This is a genomic window from Rossellomorea aquimaris (assembly GCF_020171925.1).
Classification (GTDB): Bacteria; Bacillota; Bacilli; order Bacillales; family Bacillaceae_B; genus Rossellomorea; species Rossellomorea aquimaris_F.
The window spans coordinates 105,731-123,054 of record NZ_JAIVAR010000004.1 but is presented as its reverse complement, the minus strand read 5'-3'; the positions used below and the strand labels follow the sequence as shown (position 1 = coordinate 123,054).

General features: G+C 47.1%; 18 protein-coding genes. 15 read left to right on the top strand and 3 right to left on the bottom strand.

What is annotated here, in order from left to right; translation table 11 throughout:
* Nucleotides 1-9 precede the first annotated feature (9 nt).
* Together LCM10_RS14975 and pheA are read left to right on the top strand one after the other, a co-directional pair.
* Complete coding sequence (locus LCM10_RS14975; protein WP_224877103.1) at nt 10-465, top strand: ACT domain-containing protein; 456 nt, start codon at nt 10-12, stop codon at nt 463-465.
* A gap of 256 nt (nt 466-721) precedes the next feature.
* On the top strand, nt 722-1,573 hold the full coding sequence (gene pheA / locus LCM10_RS14970) for a prephenate dehydratase (RefSeq protein ID WP_224877102.1): 852 nt from the start codon (nt 722-724) through the stop codon (nt 1,571-1,573).
* 64 nt (nt 1,574-1,637) lie between these two features.
* Here pheA and LCM10_RS14965 read toward each other — a convergent pair whose 3' ends face one another.
* Complete coding sequence (locus LCM10_RS14965) at nt 1,638-2,216, bottom strand: transcription repressor NadR (RefSeq protein WP_263621524.1); 579 nt, start codon at nt 2,214-2,216, stop codon at nt 1,638-1,640.
* Nucleotides 2,217-2,236: 20 nt separating this feature from the next.
* Nucleotides 2,237-3,373 (bottom strand): IscS subfamily cysteine desulfurase, encoded by a 1,137-nt coding sequence (locus LCM10_RS14960; protein WP_224877101.1) that lies wholly within the window; start codon nt 3,371-3,373, stop codon nt 2,237-2,239.
* Between the two features lie 118 nt (nt 3,374-3,491).
* On the opposite strand from LCM10_RS14960, the gene nadB reads away from it, so the two are divergent.
* The 13 genes from nadB to yajC all read left to right on the top strand — a co-directional run bounded on the left by nadB (nt 3,492) and on the right by yajC (nt 16,777).
* Nucleotides 3,492-5,075 carry an L-aspartate oxidase gene (nadB, locus tag LCM10_RS14955; RefSeq protein WP_224877100.1) on the top strand — a complete coding sequence of 528 codons (1,584 nt, stop codon included), beginning with the start codon at nt 3,492-3,494 and terminating at the stop codon, nt 5,073-5,075.
* Nucleotides 5,044-5,892, top strand: coding sequence for a carboxylating nicotinate-nucleotide diphosphorylase (nadC, locus tag LCM10_RS14950; RefSeq protein WP_224877099.1), 849 nt, complete (start codon nt 5,044-5,046; stop codon nt 5,890-5,892). The genes nadB and nadC overlap by 32 nt, the downstream gene beginning before the upstream one ends.
* Complete coding sequence (gene nadA / locus LCM10_RS14945) at nt 5,892-6,998, top strand: quinolinate synthase NadA (protein WP_224877098.1); 1,107 nt, start codon at nt 5,892-5,894, stop codon at nt 6,996-6,998. Before nadC ends, nadA begins: the two co-directional genes overlap by 1 nt.
* Before the next feature lie 702 nt (nt 6,999-7,700).
* Nucleotides 7,701-9,650 (top strand): SafA/ExsA family spore coat assembly protein, encoded by a 1,950-nt coding sequence (safA, locus tag LCM10_RS14940; protein WP_224877097.1) that lies wholly within the window; start codon nt 7,701-7,703, stop codon nt 9,648-9,650.
* Nucleotides 9,640-10,623 (top strand): phosphotransferase, encoded by a 984-nt coding sequence (locus tag LCM10_RS14935; RefSeq protein WP_224877096.1) that lies wholly within the window; start codon nt 9,640-9,642, stop codon nt 10,621-10,623. The genes safA and LCM10_RS14935 overlap by 11 nt, the downstream gene beginning before the upstream one ends.
* 108 nt (nt 10,624-10,731) lie before the next feature.
* Nucleotides 10,732-11,472, top strand: coding sequence for a YhcN/YlaJ family sporulation lipoprotein (locus LCM10_RS14930; RefSeq protein WP_224877095.1), 741 nt, complete (start codon nt 10,732-10,734; stop codon nt 11,470-11,472).
* Nucleotides 11,473-11,609: 137 nt separating this feature from the next.
* Nucleotides 11,610-12,158, top strand: a complete 549-nt coding sequence (locus LCM10_RS14925) for an intercompartmental signaling factor BofC (RefSeq protein ID WP_224877094.1) — start codon at nt 11,610-11,612, stop codon at nt 12,156-12,158.
* A gap of 242 nt (nt 12,159-12,400) precedes the next feature.
* On the top strand, nt 12,401-13,012 hold the full coding sequence (ruvA, locus tag LCM10_RS14920) for a Holliday junction branch migration protein RuvA (protein ID WP_224877093.1): 612 nt from the start codon (nt 12,401-12,403) through the stop codon (nt 13,010-13,012).
* A gap of 28 nt (nt 13,013-13,040) precedes the next feature.
* A complete protein-coding gene (ruvB, locus tag LCM10_RS14915; protein ID WP_224877092.1) occupies nt 13,041-14,042 on the top strand; it encodes a Holliday junction branch migration DNA helicase RuvB in 1,002 nt (333 codons plus the stop codon).
* On the top strand, nt 14,039-14,245 hold the full coding sequence (locus LCM10_RS14910; RefSeq protein ID WP_224877091.1) for a DUF2905 domain-containing protein: 207 nt from the start codon (nt 14,039-14,041) through the stop codon (nt 14,243-14,245). Before ruvB ends, LCM10_RS14910 begins: the two co-directional genes overlap by 4 nt.
* Before the next feature lie 36 nt (nt 14,246-14,281).
* Complete coding sequence (queA, locus tag LCM10_RS14905) at nt 14,282-15,307, top strand: tRNA preQ1(34) S-adenosylmethionine ribosyltransferase-isomerase QueA (RefSeq protein WP_224877090.1); 1,026 nt, start codon at nt 14,282-14,284, stop codon at nt 15,305-15,307.
* 38 nt (nt 15,308-15,345) lie between these two features.
* Entirely contained in the window at nt 15,346-16,485 is a 1,140-nt protein-coding gene (gene tgt, locus LCM10_RS14900) for a tRNA guanosine(34) transglycosylase Tgt (protein WP_224877089.1), read from the top strand.
* Between the two features lie 31 nt (nt 16,486-16,516).
* Nucleotides 16,517-16,777 (top strand): preprotein translocase subunit YajC, encoded by a 261-nt coding sequence (yajC, locus tag LCM10_RS14895; RefSeq protein WP_224877088.1) that lies wholly within the window; start codon nt 16,517-16,519, stop codon nt 16,775-16,777.
* A 75-nt stretch (nt 16,778-16,852) separates the two neighbouring features.
* On the opposite strand, the gene LCM10_RS14890 is transcribed toward yajC, so the two are convergent.
* Nucleotides 16,853-17,266, bottom strand: a complete 414-nt coding sequence (locus LCM10_RS14890; protein WP_224877087.1) for a TIGR04086 family membrane protein — start codon at nt 17,264-17,266, stop codon at nt 16,853-16,855.
* Between the last annotated feature and the right edge of the window lie 58 nt (nt 17,267-17,324).

The window sequence follows — 17,324 nt, the reverse complement described above, 5'->3', positions numbered from 1 at the left end:
GAGTTATCGTTGGGAAAAAAATTTCAGGACGGTAAGTTTTATCTTGTCCGTGAAGATGTCCTGCCTGAAGCGATGAAAAAGACGCTCGATGCGAAAGAGTTGATCGAGAGAGGGAAGGCTGAATCGGTATGGGAAGCCGTCAACCGGGTCGATCTGAGCAGGAGTGCATTCTATAAATACCGTGATACGGTCTTTCCGTTCCATACGGTGGTGAAAGAGAGGATCATCACACTTTTCTTTCATCTTGAAGACCGTTCGGGTACGTTGTCGCATCTTCTCAGTGAAACGGCAAAGCACGGATGCAATATATTGACCATTCACCAGACGATTCCGCTGCAGGGGAGAGCGAATGTGACACTCTCCCTGAACGTAACGGATCTTACCGTCGGTTTAGAAGAACTATTGGCAAAGTTAAGACGACTGGAATTTGTAGAAAAAGTGGAAGTGTTGGGCTCTGGAGCCTGACACTTCTTTTTTTGTTTCTGTTAAACAGGGCTGTTGATTTCCGTGCAACCGCGGGGAGCCTGTGTGTTTTTTCGTCGGGATCTCGGTCTCCAAGCAGGAATCTCGCCTTACACATCAATCAACGGCTGAAACCGACTTATTCCATAACAGATGGCTTATGCTTCGATCCAATTTGATTTTTTTAAAAAGATGTATATACAAAATAGTTCAAGGCGTGTTAGAATGTTCAATAAATTTCTCGAGAGGAAGAACCCCATTGAAAATTGCTTATTTAGGCCCCCAGGCTTCTTTCACCGATCTTGCAGTGAGAAAGGCCTTCCCAGGGGAACAACAAGTACCATGCGTCACAATCCCAGATTGTATCGAAGCGGTTGTGGAGGGAGAAGTGGACTATGCAGTGGTCCCTCTGGAAAACGCGTTGGAAGGATCTGTACATATTACAGTCGATTACTTATTTCATGAAGCGGACTTATCAATCGTTGCTGAGCTCACTTCGCCGATCGAGCAGCATCTGATGGTACATCCCGACAATGATAGCAGTGCAGGGAAGGTGAAGAAGATCCTCTCTCACTCCCATGCTCTGGCGCAGTGCCATAAATTCCTTCATCAGTCGTATCGTGGCACATCCTTGGAGCAGACGACGTCAACGGCGGCCGCAGCAAAGTTTGTGAGTGAACATAGGGACGAGCCGCTTGCAGCGATTGGCAATGAGTTGGCCGCTCGGGAGTATGGGCTGACGATCATCCACGAAAACATCCATGATTTTGCTTATAATCATACCCGTTTCATCGTGTTGCATAAACAAAGAGACATGCTGGAAGTTGATCAAGAAAGATCTGGAGACAAAACAACGCTCATGGTGACACTACCGAAAGATCGCTCGGGAGCACTTCATCAAGTTCTTTCCACATTTGCATGGAGGCAGCTTAATTTAAGCAAGATTGAATCCAGACCGTTGAAGACGGGACTTGGTGATTATTTCTTCTTGATCGATGTAGCGCAAGGCATGGATGATGTCCTTCTTCCGGGAGCAATCAGTGAAATGGAGGCACTCGGCTGTGAAGTGAAGATGATCGGTACGTATGCTTCCTATTTACTAGCTGAATAGATCAGCAATCGATTCGACTTTACAAAAAAAATTCCCCTGTCCGCTTTTAGGCAGGGGAATTTTCTCAGTTATGGGATTCTATTAAGAAGCCTGCTTGCTTCAGTGCATCCACAGCTTTCACCAAAGCGTCCTCATTGGGTGCCATGAGTGTATGCAAATGCACGCCGTCCGTTAATTCTGACAGGAATGATGCGTTCGTTTTCCTGATTTTGGAGAGGAACTGTTCAACTTCCTTCCGGTTGGAGACCATGATGGATGCGGTCAGGTCCCCGTAAACACCGTGTTCGATCTTGACATCCTTCACGGTGACACCGTGATCCACCAATAATAAAAGCTCTTCTTCCGCTCTGTCCGGGGGGTGCTGACAGGCAACGATCCGTTCGGCCATGGAGTCCCTGTTCGTACTTGGCATGTAGAGGTACCCTTGGCTTGTGGCGATGATGGGCTCCCCTTTTGCCTTCAATAAGGTAATATCACTGACGATGACCTGTCTGCTCACGTTGGCAAGCTTTGCGAGATCCCCTCCTGTAATCGGGATTTGTTCTGTCATGAGATGATCAAGAATGACGCTCCTTCTTTCATCACCTAAAATTTTTTTCCCTGCCAAAATTATCTCCTCCGTACGTTTGATATAGGAAATCATATCATAATCGTTTCTTCAAGTTAAGATATATAGGACCCATGCCCAATCTTTGCGAGGGCTGAAGCCAATTCTTCCACTTGCTCATGACTCGTATCCTTCCCGAAGGAGATCCGGATGAACTCCTTTCCTTCCCTTTCCTCGGCTCCCATTGCTGAGAGCGTCTTCGGGGTCGCTTGTTTTCCGTTCTGACAGGCACTTCCTGTCGAGATATGAATCCCCCGCCGATTGCACTCTAGCATCGCCCATTGGCCTTCTATACCATGGATCCTGAGACCGACCACATGGGGGAGTTGGTTGTCATCGGGAGCGCTGTAAATCGTATGATTGTCGCCGAATGCCTCATCCATCAATTCCAAGAAATGCTTCCTGAGGCCGATAACACGCTGGGTTTCCTTCACTGGTTCGGTTTTTGCTGCTGCCGACACAAATCCGGCAATGGCCGGAAGGTTGACAGTCCCTCCACGGAATCCGTGCTCATGCGTCTGCTGGGGCATATATGGAAGGAGTGTTGACCGAGGATGGATATAGACGGCACCGATTCCTTTAGGTCCATAAATTTTATGTGAGGAAATGGTGAAGCTGTCCACGATGGCTGCTGCTTCTTGGATATCCAGTTTGCCGAAGGACTGTACCATATCACTGTGAAGAAGTATATCCTTCCCTTCTAGGATGCCTTTGATTTCATGAAGGGGCTGGATGGAACCGATTTCTCCATTCACGTGACAGATGGAGACGACGGTTGTGTGCTCTGTGATTGCATCTTGGAGTGCTTGCAGGTTCACTAGTCCTTGGGATGTGAATGGAATCTTGGAAACGCTGAAGCCCTGGCCTTCAAGGAATTGTGCCGCGCTATGGATGGACGAATGTTCAGCCCCGCCGATGATGATATGCTTCCCTTTTTCTTTATAACTGAAAGCAAGGGAAAGGAGGGCAAGGTGATTTCCTTCCGTCCCCCCTGACGTGAAATGGATGCCAGCAGGAGGGACACCCAAGATCGTGCCGAGCTTCGTCCTGCAGTTTTCGAGCAGGAGTTTCGCCTTTCCTCCAGTATCATGGAGAGAGCTTGTGTTTCCCCAATAGTCTTCACTGACTTTTGTATAAATACGTAAACATTCGGGATCGACCGGTGTTGTTGACGCGTAATCAAAATAAAGCATTTCCCATTCTCCTTTAAATCTTTCAAAATTAGTAATCTATAAAAAACTCTTGTCATTAGTTTAATTATGTGTAAATATATGTGTCAAGACACCTGTAAATGTTCAGGAGGAAATAATCATGACAAACAGCGATGTAATCATTATTGGAAGCGGGATTTCTGCTTTACAGCTTGCCCGCCATCTTCAGGGGCATCTGAATGTGATGATTATCACAAAGAATAAAATGAAAGATAGCAACTCATATCTTGCCCAAGGAGGCATTGCTGCTCCGATCGGCACCGGTGATAAAGTCGGGCTTCATGCAAGGGATACGATTACGGCTGGCTGCGGCCATCAATTGGAAAGTGTCGTAAAGGATGCGATCCGCGACGGAAAGCGGATCGTCGCTGAACTGATCAGGGAGGGAGCACCCTTTGACAGAAATGATGATGGGGAGCTTTCTCTCGGGATGGAAGGTGCACACAGCATGGCGAGGATCCTTCATAGCGGGGGAGATCAGACTGGAAAGCTCATGATCGATTACTTGATGGAAGCGTTGAATGACAAAGTCCGCCTCGTACAGGGGGAAATGGCATTTGAACTTTTGACAAATGAGAAGGGACGCTGTACCGGAGTCAGGACCAAATGTGAAGACGGATCGGTTCGTGTTCATATGGCAACGCACGTCGTACTTGCCACAGGAGGTGCAGGCGCTATTTATTCCATCAGCAGCAATGCACCTGTCGTGACGGGTGATGGGCTGGCGCTTGCCTTTCGGGCGGGGGCGGTTCTTGCCGACATGGAATTCATTCAGTTCCATCCTACCCTTCTAACCGTGGATCAGCATGGGGTCGGTCTTGTTTCTGAGGCCGTACGCGGAGAAGGGGCACTCCTTTTGAACGATGCAGGGGAACGGATCATGGAAGGAGTGCACAGCCAGCTCGAGCTTGCACCGCGTCATATTGTGGCGGAAAAGATTAACAGTGAGCGATTGGCAGGAAGAGAGGTGTTTCTCGACATCACACCTGTAAAGGCTTTCGAAACGAAGTTCCCATCCATCACGAGGATGTGTGAACAACATGGTATCTCTCTAGCAATGGGGAAAATCCCCGTTTCACCAGGCTGTCACTTCACGATGGGGGGAGTCGTGACGGATGAATATGGGCGGACTTCCGTCAAAGGACTGTACGCAATCGGCGAAGTAGCGTGTACCGGTCTTCATGGTGCAAACAGGCTCGCTTCCAACTCCCTTCTAGAAGGCTTGGTTTATGGTGAAAGGCTGGCCTCTTACTTGAAAGGTGTCAGTGAGCCTGGCCTACCAGTGGAAGAAATAAGATATCCTCGGCCAGCATGTGAAACACCCGACATCCGTTTTGATCCTCAGGAACTGAAAGAACGAATGATGATGGATGTCGGAATCATCCGAAGCGGACACGGGTTGACACGTCATATGAAGTGGCTGAAATCACAAAAGCTATCATTTCAGGCAAATCTCGAACGGTTATCACAAAAAGAGATCCAATCATACTTAATGTGGGTGGTCAGCACGCTGATCACGCAGGCTGCATTTTCGAGGACGGAGTCGAGGGGTGCCCATATCCGCTCCGACTTCCCTGAAGAAAATAATGTGCATTGGTATAAACGCACGATAGGGTTACTGAAAGATAATCATCAATTGAAGGTGGTCCACGATGAACAACATCAGATTGAAATCTATGCTTGAAGAATTTTATAAAGAAGATATCGGTGACGGAGATCTTTCCTCAGAGAGTATTTTCACTGAAGGCGAAAAGGGAACGTTTCATCTCATTGCGAAGGAAGCAGGGATTTTCTGCGGCAGAAAAATCATTGAACTCGCTTTCCCATTGTTGGGTGACGAAGCGGAGGTTGAAGTGTATGCCGAAGATGGAGACAGTGTGAAAGAAGGGGAACTCATCGCCAAAGTGACAGGAGGGATGAGGACCCTCCTTCAAGGTGAGCGGGTTGTACTGAATCTGATCCAGCGGATGAGCGGCATAGCGACAACAGTGAACCGGGCAGTCCGCAAGGTAGAGGGAAGCGGTGTCAGGATCTGTGATACGAGAAAAACCACTCCTGGCCTGCGTATGCTTGAAAAATATGCTGTCAGGACAGGTGGGGGCTATAATCACCGCTTCGGACTTTATGACGCAGTGATGTTGAAGGATAATCACATCTCATTTGCAGGATCCATAACGAGTGCCGTGAAGAAAGCAAGGAAACAGTGCGGCCACACGGTGAAAATCGAAGTGGAAATCGAAAGTGAAAATGGATTGATTGAAGCGGTTGAAAGCGGAGCGGACATCATCATGTTTGATAACTGCACGCCACAAGAAATCAAGGGATGGATCCATCATGTACCTTCCCACATCATTACGGAGGCTTCCGGAGGGATCACGGAGGATAACGTGAGAGAGTATGCGCAATCGGGGGTTCACTACATTTCACTCGGTTACCTTACTCACTCGATTAAGTCTTTGGACATCAGCGCAAGGGTACTAGCAGAAGAGGGGGATTTATAATGGGATTACTTGAAGAATTGACAGCGGATACGGTCAGTATTCCAGAATCGATCTTAAAGCTCTCCACGGAAGAAATGAAGAACAGGGTATGGGAAATAAAGAAAACACTTGGGAAGAGGCTTTTTATACCAGCTCACCACTATCAGAAAGATGAGGTCATTCAATTTGCAGATGCTGTCGGCGACTCGCTTCAATTGGCGCAAATTTCATCCAGGAATCAAGAAGCTGACTACATCGTATTCTGTGGCGTTCACTTTATGGCGGAAACAGCCGATATTTTGACCGGGAATCATCAGCAAGTGATCCTGCCGGATATGAGGGCTGGCTGTTCAATGGCTGATATGGCCGATATCCATCAAACGGAATCTGCATGGAAAACGCTCGGGGATTTAATCGGGGATACCATCATCCCGCTGACATACGTCAATTCAACGGCTGCCATCAAAAGCTTTGTAGGAAAAAATGGCGGGGCAACAGTCACATCTTCCAATGCGCATGGGATGGTTAAATGGGCATTGAGTGAAAAGGAAAGGATCTTGTTCCTCCCAGATCAGCACCTTGGCAGGAATACGGCGGCAGACCTTGGCGTGAGGCTGGATGAAATGGCGGTTTGGGACCCTATTCAACATAAACTGATCTATGAAGGGGAAATAAAGGACGTTAAGGTCATCCTGTGGAAAGGGCATTGCTCTGTCCATGAAAACTTCACGTTGAAGAACATTGATGATGTACGGGGTAAGTACCCGGATATGAATATCATCGTACATCCCGAATGCAGAAGGGAAGTAGTTGAGAAATCTGACTATAACGGAAGTACCAAGTTCATCATAGAAACCATCAGCCAAGCGCCACCGGGTTCCTCATGGGCAATCGGGACAGAAATGAACCTTGTGAAACGCCTCATCAACGAACATATGGATAAAAAGATCATCTCCCTGAATCCTTATATGTGTCCGTGCCTTACCATGAACAGGATCGACCTGCCCCACCTGCTTTGGTCACTGGAGAACATAATCGATGGACATCCGAAAAATATCATAACAGTGGATGAGGATGTATCTGCAAATGCTATATTGGCATTAGACAGGATGTTAGCCCGGGCGTAACCGGGAGTTGCTCTACATGTACACCACTTTAGGAAAACAAGCAGGATGAAAAAAATCCTGCTTGTTTTTTATTTCGCTCATTTATACAAAGTTTTCTATTTTAACCCATCTCTAGCTGTGAAATGGAGCTTGACAATTTTCTCCCCATGACCGAGTTATCATGAACGAAACTAGCTTCTTGGTAGGGGATTGTCCATGGATCCGTTTCGAGGTTCACTAAGAACTAAACTACAAACTTTATTCAAATTAAGGTGTGTAGGCTTATCATTATTCATAACCGATTCCAGCGGTTGATTGGAGTGCAAAACGAAGACTCCTGCGGGAAAAGCGAGTTAGGTGAGACGTGTCTAACTCCAGTGGTCTGCTCCCGTTTGAAAATTAACCTTCGACTTTTGAGGCAAAAAACGCCTCTAAAGACGAAGAACATTTTTCAAAGGGAGCAAAACGCCCACTTCCGTTTTTCGGACCCACAGGAGCGAATGCGACGAGGAGGCTCACCAAACGCCCGCGGAAATCGAAGTTTTGCACGGAAATCGGGCAGCGGTGTTTAACAGATGTTGATATTCAAAGCCTATGTAAAGGACATTAGACTCCCTTCAGGTATATTTTTTTTTCATCATTCATAAGTTTTTATGTAGATGATTAGCAATTTGCCTATCTTGTCATAGGATATATAGACTTATGCCTGAGGAGGGAAAAAGAGTGAAAATCCATATTGTTCAAAAAGGGGACACTCTTTGGAAAATCGCCAAGAAATATGGTGTGAATTTCGAAGAGTTAAAACAGATGAATGCCCAGTTGTCCAACCCAGATATGATAATGCCGGGTATGAAAATCAAAGTTCCGACGACAGGTGGATCCGTAAAAAAAGAAGCACAGATAAAATTCGGATCTAAAGAAGCACCAAAGAAGGAAATGCCGATGAAAGAGATGCCAAAAGCTGAGCATCCTTTTAAAGAGCAGAAGCCGATCACGCAGCCTGTAGCGGAGCAACCGAAGAAAGAAAAGCCAAAGGAAGCACAAAAACCGTTCACGCCGAAGATGCCGAAACCGGTCATCCCGGAAATCGATATTAACAATTATTACATGATGAATATGGCCAATATGCAAATGCAGCAGCCAATGCAGCAGCCAATGCAACAGCCGATGCAAAAACCAGTCCAGCAGCCAAAACCACAACCGAAAACCCAGCCTAAAATGAAAGAACAGCCAAAGATGCCGCCTAAACCTTCCAATGTTCTTCCACAATTCCAAGAGAAAAAAGAACCTAAAGCTGAAAAGCCTAAACAAACGAATGTCAAAGGTGTACAGGACGAAGAAGAAAGCTTGCAAATGCCTACTGCACCGTCTCAACCACAAGGAGGGTATAATCAGCCTATGTATTTCAATCCGTATAATTGCGTACCAGTTTCCCCAGTGATGCCTGGTTCCGGCTTTGGACCACAAGGAATGCATCCGGGATACGGAATGCCGATGGGTCCCGGCGGACAGGTGCAAGGAGCCATGATGCCTGGAATGCACCAAATGCCAATGATGCATGGTATGGGTGGTCAGTATGAAGAATCATCTTCCATGATGCCGTTTATGCCTAATCAGAGTCCGATGGGTCAACCATCCGGCGTGATGGGAGCGCAATCCCCAATGGGTCAGCCGTCCGGTGTGATGGGAGCGCAATGGCCGATGGGTCAACCATCCGGCGTGATGGGAGCACAGTCCCCGATGGGTCAACCGTCCGGCGTGATGGGAGCGCAATGGCCAATGGGTCAGCCATCCGGCGTGATGGGAGCACAAGCGCCGATGGGTCAGCCATCCGGTGTGATGGGAGCACAGTCCCAAATGGGTCAGCCATCTGGTGTGATGGGAGCACAGTCCCAAATGGGTCAGCCATCTGGTGTGATGGGAGCTTCCGATGAAGACAATGAATATCCGTCCGTGCAGATGCCTGGACAGATGCCTCCACAAACGTTGCCGGCTCAATGGATGCCGTATGAAAATTGCTATCCAGTATCTCCGGTTATGCCAGGATCGGGATTCCATGGAGGCATGCCTGCTCAGCCTCTATGGAACCAGGGTCAGGTACAGGGTGCAATGGACGAATCCCCTTCATCAAGCCATTGGATGGGAGCACAGTCCCCGATGGGTCAACCGTCCGGTGTGATGGGAGCGCAGTCCCCGATGGGTCACCCGTCCGGTGTGATGGGAGCACAATGGCCGATGGGTCAACCGTCTGGTGTGATGGGAGCACAATCCCCAATGGGTCACCCGTCCGGCGTGATGGGAGCACAATCCCCAATGGGTCACCCGTCCGGCGTGATGGGAGCACAATCCCCAATGGGTCACCCGTCCGGTGTGATGGGAGCGCAATCCCCAATGGGTCAACCGTCGGGTGTGATGGGAGCACAATGGCCGATGGGTCACCCGTCCGGCGTGATGGGAGCACAATCCCCGATGGGTCAACCATCCGGCGTGATGGGAGCAAGCGACCAAGAAGATTGTGGCTGTGGAGGTCCTAAAGGACATGGGATGATGCCAGGAATGAATCAAGGAATGCAAGCTCCATACGGATACGGTCCTGGTATGATGGGTCAAGGGATGTATGGACCGAGGAATTTCTTCATGCCGAACTTCCAAGATGATGATCTTGACGGCTGATCAATATCCCGGAGGAGACGATTATACCTATCGTCTCCTTTCTTTTTTGATGAATAAGCTAAATGATTATTCCATGTCCTTGACTGAAATAAAAGAAGGGAAATGGGTGTTGAACACTCGTGGTATGAAATGGTTTGTGAAACGGTATCCAAATCAGAGCAGGTTCATTATGCAGGAAACACTGACGAGAATGTTGATCCGGCAAAATTTCACCCACGTCATTCCCTTTCACCCCATCCACCAGAGAGAAATATTGATTTTTGAAGGGCATCCCATCGGACTGACGGCATGGCTTGAAACAAGTGAACCCATCAGCTATGCAAAAGAACGGGACAGAAAGGACGTTCTGACCGTACTTAAAAGGTTTCACGCGTGCACTGGGAACATGGAGGGGAAATGGCTTGAAAGCCTGCCTAAATTCAAATGGCTTAAGAAGTGGAAGAAACGATTGATTCAGTTTGAGCATAATATCCCCTTTCTTCAATCCTTCATACAGCCTTATTATCTTTATACTTATCTTGAGTGGGGAAAACGGACGGTCGAGCAATTGGAAGCGTTGAATATGAATAAAAAACCGACATGTGTCACACATGGAGATGTCGCTCATCATAATTTTTTAAGGGGGAAAAATGGGGTTGTTTATATGATCGACTTTGATCTGATCGCTCTTTCCACCCCATTAATGGATGATCTGCAGTTCTGCAACAGGATCCTTCCGTTCATCGATTGGTCCCTGAACGAAATAAAGCAGCTCGAACAATACCGCCAATATCATGATCATCTCTATTTTTATCTTGGTTTATTGTACCCTACGGACGTCTTTAGGGAGTGGAACCGTTTTTTCAGGGAAGGCATTGATTATAAACAACGCTCCTGGAATTACCTCATCCATTTAACGGTCCAGCAATTTCCTGAGAGGATGCAGTTCTGCCAAGAACTTCAACAAGAAATCAATCGACTCCTGAATCCATAATGTAGGAGAAGCCTCCAACTACTTGGTGGAATGAAGAAAGGTGCTCCTCCACAACCTAAAGATGAGCATATCATATGCTCAATCAGCTGGTTGAAGGAGGAAGCCCCATTGAATAAACGATTATTCATGGTACCGATGGCGGCCGTCATGACGATCGGTCTGGCAGCTTGTAACACAGGAGAGGAAGAAGCACAGAATCCGTATACTGATTCCTATGAGCCATTAGGGTATTATTCCAATGAAGGCCACGGCGGGGATAAACGGGATGAAAGAGACGGCCCGTTGACAGAGATGTATGATCATTCTCCGATCGGGAAGGAAGGAAAGGATATACGCCAGAAAAAACGTGAGTACCTTCAAGTGAAGGACGAAAATGGCAATCCGCGAAATCCTTCTGCCCCACTTGCTGACTATGACAAGAGTTATTTCGAACAGGATGGACGTGCGAGTCATGGGGACGCAAATTATCACGGGCATTTAGATGATAATACACGAAAAGCGAACAGGTCTTACTATACAGCGTATGAAGGAGATCTTGCCGAGAAAATCGGTGATGTCACTGGAAACGTCAAGAATGTAAGTGACGTCCGTGCAGTTGCATATGGAACCGATGTGCTGATTGCGGTAGAACTTAGGGATCACAGCAAAGAGAAAGAAGAAGAAACGAAAGCAAGGATAAAGAAAGCTGTAAAACCATATCTTGATGGCCGTTCCGTTTCAGTCGTGACAGATGAAGGGACGTTCAGCCGAGTCAGGAATATCGATAATGATCTACGTGACGGCGGGCCATTTGAAGGCATCAACCTTGATATCAACGATATGTTCAAGTCATTGAAGAATAAAGATTAAAGGGGAAGATCACTAAAAGAGGAAGCTCTTTTGGTGGTCTTTTTTTGTGAAAAATTTTTACATATTGGATATTCTTAGCAGGGTTTGGCCACAATAATGAATGGAGAATAACACAAAATGAGTACGAGGTGATCACGATGACGATGAAGATTCGAATCGTGTTTATGGTAATGTTGCTTCTGGGTGCTTTTTATTTCACCTTTTTTTACACAGAAGAAAAGCATGCTGCCGACGGTGAGGGAGTAGAGAAAATCGATGATTCCCTTGTCGATGTGGCATCTGCACATACCGTCATGGTGAAACTCGAGCGGGTGTATCTCGACGGAGAGGTCAGTGAGGAGATTGTGCAGGAAACGATTTGGAGCATGGAAGATTTCTGGGCTGAATACAGGGACTGGCAGTTGATCGATATGACTGAGGAAGAAGTCACTTTCCAGAAGCAAGTGGATGATATTTCCCCTCTCTTAAAGACAAATGGCTATTTCGGTATTTCAGAAGATGGTGTCCTATCCATTTTCAACGGCAAGCCGGGTCAGGCGGAGATCATTCAGTCTTTCTTCCAAATCGATATTGAAAAGCTCGAGAGCACAAGCCATGAAAGCTTGCTGAAAGGCATCCCTGTGAAATCGAAGCAAAAGTTCGAGGAAGTATTGGAAAGCTTTAAGCAATATTCTGTATCAAAATGAAACTCAGTGACGGAAAACATAAAACAACCAGGAAGAGGCATTTTTCCGGTTGTTTTTTTCTATCCATTTGATCATGCGGATGGAGCGGAACAACACATGAAAAATACTTTCCCTTTTTTCATACACAGACGATCATTTTTTGCTAAAATAGGAACAGGTGTTTCTCTGTTCGAGAAGTTATTTACCGCCTTGATCCATTAAAATATGATACAATGAGTATTTAATGATAGGGAGAGAACTTTATGTATGAATATATAAAAGGGACCGTGAGCCAAGTGGGTCCTGAGTATGTCGTTGTTGAAAATAATGGGATCGGCTATCAATTGTATACAGCCAATCCATTCCTTTATTCGAAATATCAAAATCAAGAGATGCAGATTTATACATATCAGCATGTGCGGGAGGATCTGATTGCATTATACGGATTTCTTGCACTTGAAGAAAAGCTATTGTTCATGAAGCTCTTGAATGTGTCAGGGATCGGTCCGAAAGGGGCACTCGCGATCCTCGCCTCCGGTGCACCTCAGCAGGTCATCTCGGCGATCGAGGAAGAAAATGAAAGCTTCCTGACGAAATTCCCTGGAGTCGGTAAGAAAACCGCACGCCAGATGATCCTTGATCTGAAAGGGAAGCTGCAGGATGTTGTTCCCGATTACTTCCCGAATCTGTTCAACGAGGAAAGTCAAACCACCGGAACAGGAGACAAGGATGAAGCGTTTGAAGAAGGGATCCTTGCTCTTAAGGCGCTAGGATACTCCGACAGGGAAATCAAGAAAGTGAAACCAAAACTGGAAGGACAGGGCTTATCCTCGGATGAAATCATCCGGAAAGCTTTGCAGCTTTTATTGAAATAATCACAGACAAAGAAAGGAGGAAGGCTAAATGGAAGAAAGGCTGGTATCAGGTGAATCTGAATTCAATGAGGATTCCTTTGAATATTCATTGAGGCCACAGACGATCAAGCAATATATCGGTCAGGATAAGGTCAAGCACAATCTCGAAGTGTTCATCGAAGCGGCAAAAATGCGACGTGAAACACTGGATCATGTTTTGTTATATGGACCACCGGGACTGGGGAAAACCACACTGGCCGCCGTCATTGCCAATGAAATGGGTGTGAACCTTCGTACAACTTCAGGTCCGGCGATCGAACGCCCGGGGGACCTTGCCGCCGTCCTGACTGCGCTTGAACCCGGGGATGTACTATTCATAGATGAAATACACCGTCTCCCTCGGGCGATCGAGGAAGTGCTATATCCGGCGATGGAAGACTTCTGTCTTGATATCGTGATCGGAAATGGCCCGAGTGCACGGTCGGTCCGCTTAGATCTTCCGCCTTTCACCCTTGTCGGAGCGACGACGAGGGCGGGTGCCCTTTCAGCCCCATTAAGGGACAGGTTTGGGGTCTTATGCCGTTTGGAATACTATAATGAGGAACAATTGAATGAAATTGTCCAAAGGACAGCCGCAATCCTGGATACGAAAATCGAGGGGAAGGCTTCAGAGGAACTGGCAAGGCGTTCAAGGGGGACTCCCCGTATCGCGAACCGATTGCTTCGCAGGGTGAGGGATTTTGCGCAGGTCAAAGGCAACGGCGATATCACGACTGAACTTTCGAGAGAAGCGCTTGAGCTTCTTCAAGTTGATAAACTGGGGCTTGATCATATCGATCATAAATTACTCCTAGGGATCATCGAGCGGTTCAGGGGTGGGCCGGTTGGACTGGATACCATAGCCGCAAGCATCGGGGAAGAGTCCCATACGATCGAAGATGTCTATGAACCGTATCTCTTGCAGATCGGATTCATACAGCGTACCCCTAGGGGCAGGATCGTGACCCATCTTGTCTATGAACATTTTCAGCTGGAGGTGCCTGCGAAGTGACGGGATTGCCGAAGCTCTTGATGATATTAGGAGGCATCATCCTGATCATCGGATTCCTGATGCAATTTATCAAGATCGGGAAGCTGCCCGGTGACATCGTGATAAAAAAAGAGAACACAACATTTTATTTTCCGCTTATGACTTCTATCTTGTTAAGTGTTATACTTTCTCTTGTCTTTTATTTGATAGGACGATTCAAATAAACTCATAAGTGAGATTGAAAAGCAGGGTGAATTGTAGTGAATGTAGAAGATTTTGATTTTCATCTGCCTGAGGAACTGATTGCTCAGACACCGCTTGAGCATCGTTCAGAGAGCAGGCTGATGGTTTTGGATAAAGAAGAAGGGTCGATCGCCCATCATAAATTCAAGAATATCGTCGACTTCCTTGATGAAGGGGATTGCCTCGTGTTGAATGATACGAGAGTCCTTCCTGCAAGGCTTTTCGGCCAGAAACAGGATACGGGTGCGAATTTAGAAGTACTTCTCCTTAAACAGGAAGACGGCGATCAGTGGGAAACGCTCGTCAAGCCGGCTAAACGTGTGCGGGTCGGGACGGAGATCGTCTTCGGTGACGGAAAGCTAAAAGCGACTTGTACAGGGTTGAAGGAGCATGGTGGGAGAATCCTGGAATTCTCTTATGAAGGCATTTTCTACGAAGTGCTGGATGAACTGGGGGAAATGCCCCTGCCGCCTTATATCCGTGAACGCCTCGATGAACAGGACCGTTATCAAACGGTATTTGCCAAGGAAAGGGGATCCGCTGCAGCGCCGACTGCCGGTCTCCATTTTACGGAAGAGCTTCTGGAGGAATTGAAAGCAAAAGGGGTACATATCGCTTTCATCACCCTTCATGTCGGCCTCGGCACGTTCAGGCCCGTTTCTGTCGATAACATTGAAGACCATGATATGCATGCAGAGTTCTATCAGGTTTCAGAAGGGACAGCTCGCCTTCTGAATGAAGTAAGGGCGAATGGGGGACGGATCATCACGGTCGGTACGACATCCACACGTACACTTGAGACCATCGCCTCAAAGCATGGGGAGTTCGTCGAGGAAAACGGTTGGACGAATATCTTCATCTATCCCGGCTATGAATTCAAAGGGATCGATGGTCTGATCACGAATTTTCATCTGCCTAAATCGACGTTGATCATGTTGGTCAGTGCACTGGCCGGGAGAGAAAACGTGTTGCATGCATATAACACAGCCGTAAAGGAACAATACAGATTCTTTAGCTTCGGCGATGCAATGTTCATTAAGTAACCAATCGCTTTACCTAAATTGGAAGGAGAATCACCATCTTGACTGCAATAAAATATGAATTGATCAAAACCTGTAAACAAACAGGGGCGAGGCTCGGTCGTGTCCATACACCTCATGGTAGCTTCGAGACACCGGTTTTCATGCCGGTAGGAACGCTTGCCACTGTTAAAACGATGTCCCCCGAAGACCTGAAATCGATGGATGCGGGCATCATCTTAAGCAATACGTATCATTTATGGCTCCGTCCAGGACATGAAATCATAAGGGAAGCGGGCGGCCTTCATAAATTTATGAACTGGGACCGTGCCATCCTGACTGATTCCGGTGGATTCCAGGTGTTCAGCTTAAGCAAGCTTCGCCAAATCGAGGAAGAGGGTGTCCACTTCCGCCATCACTTGAATGGTGACAAGTTATTCCTCAGCCCTGAAAAGGCTATGGAAATCCAGAACGCCCTTGGATCGGACATCATGATGGCGTTCGATGAATGTCCACCTTATCCAGCTGAATTCGACTACATGAAGAGCTCAGTCGAGAGGACATCGAGATGGGCCGAAAGATGCCTGTCCGCTCACCAAAGGCCACATGATCAAGGCTTGTTCGGAATCGTACAGGGCGGTGAATACGAAGAACTGCGTAAGCAAAGTGCCCGTGACCTTGTGTCACTCGACTTCCCGGGATACGCCGTCGGAGGACTTTCAGTCGGTGAGCCGAAGGATGTCATGAACAGGGTGCTTGAATTCACGACACCTCATCTACCGTCAGATAAACCTCGTTACTTGATGGGTGTGGGATCCCCGGACTCATTGATTGATGGTTCGATCAGGGGGATCGATATGTTCGATTGTGTGCTTCCTACACGTATTGCACGTAACGGAACCCTTATGACAAGTGAGGGGCGACTGGTCGTGAAGAACGCGAAGTATGCGAGGGATTTCAGGCCGATCGATGAAAACTGCGACTGTTATACGTGCAAGAATTACAGCAGGGCATATATCCGTCATCTCATCAAATGTGATGAAACATTCGGGATACGCCTTACGACTTATCATAATCTTCATTTTCTGTTAAACTTAATGGAGCAGGTCAGACAAGCGATTCGAGAAGATCGTCTGGGGGACTTTAGAGAAGAATTTTTCGAACGATATGGCTTTAACCGTCCAGATGCGAAAAACTTCTAAGCTAAACTGAACTGAAAGGAGGGGACAAGGAATGGAGAGTTTAGGTACGATTTTACCATTGATTCTTATGTTCGTGCTATTTTACTTCTTATTGATCCGTCCGCAGCAAAAGCGCCAAAAAGCCATCTCGAAGATGCAGAATGAATTGGCGAAGGGCGATCGCATTATCACGATCGGCGGATTGCACGGAACGATTGATGCCATTGAAGAAGGCAAGGTAGTCATCCTTTGTGGAGACGGCAGCCGACTTACATATGATCGCAATGCAATTAGAGAAGTAGTGACTGCATAATGGATTGAGAAGAGGCTGCCCGGTTGTGGATTCACAACCGGGCAGCCTCTTTGCTTTTTTCACTATTCACTAGGTTCAATCCCTTGAAGGGCCGCCGCTTAAATTGACCCCGAGAATGCCTCCCATCATCGCTGTGACGATATAGCAGCCATGATAGACCATCTGTTCGACTGAGAAGAGGCTGTCATGCCCTAAATATTGAAACAGTAGAACAATGATTGTATAGATGGATCCAGTGGCTCCCCCGAGCATCCATCCCTTCATCTTTCCTTTCCCGCCAGACATGAAGCCCCCGATGAATAAAGCCAGGAATGAGACAATCGTGATGAATAATGAAATTGAATTCTCGGTCAGCTCAGTGAATCGAAGCATCATTGAAAAGACAAAGCTTGCCAAGACGGCTATTAAAAAAATGGTTAAAGTCCCGTAAAGTACGGCACCTCCTATTTTCTTCGCTTCGATGATGGTCCTCCCCTTTCTTACTCCCATATTTAAAATCTACTAGTACAAGCATATTCATGGACCGAGATAAAAAGACTAGAAATTT

Bases quoted from the DNA above. Each gene is read 5' to 3' on its own strand.
- ruvB (WP_224877092.1), top strand. From the start codon at position 13,041: ATGGAAGAAAGGCTGGTATCAGGTGAATCTGAATTCAATGAGGATTCC.
- yajC (WP_224877088.1), top strand. From the start codon at position 16,517: ATGGAGAGTTTAGGTACGATTTTACCATTGATTCTTATGTTCGTGCTA.
- LCM10_RS14965 (WP_263621524.1), bottom strand. From the start codon at position 2,216: ATGATTTCCTATATCAAACGTACGGAGGAGATAATTTTGGCAGGGAAA.
- nadA (WP_224877098.1), top strand. From the start codon at position 5,892: ATGGGATTACTTGAAGAATTGACAGCGGATACGGTCAGTATTCCAGAA.
- nadC (WP_224877099.1), top strand. From the start codon at position 5,044: ATGAACAACATCAGATTGAAATCTATGCTTGAAGAATTTTATAAAGAA.
- nadB (WP_224877100.1), top strand. From the start codon at position 3,492: ATGACAAACAGCGATGTAATCATTATTGGAAGCGGGATTTCTGCTTTA.
- LCM10_RS14925 (WP_224877094.1), top strand. From the start codon at position 11,610: ATGACGATGAAGATTCGAATCGTGTTTATGGTAATGTTGCTTCTGGGT.
- LCM10_RS14960 (WP_224877101.1), bottom strand. From the start codon at position 3,373: ATGCTTTATTTTGATTACGCGTCAACAACACCGGTCGATCCCGAATGT.
- ruvA (WP_224877093.1), top strand. From the start codon at position 12,401: ATGTATGAATATATAAAAGGGACCGTGAGCCAAGTGGGTCCTGAGTAT.
- LCM10_RS14890 (WP_224877087.1), bottom strand. From the start codon at position 17,266: ATGGGAGTAAGAAAGGGGAGGACCATCATCGAAGCGAAGAAAATAGGA.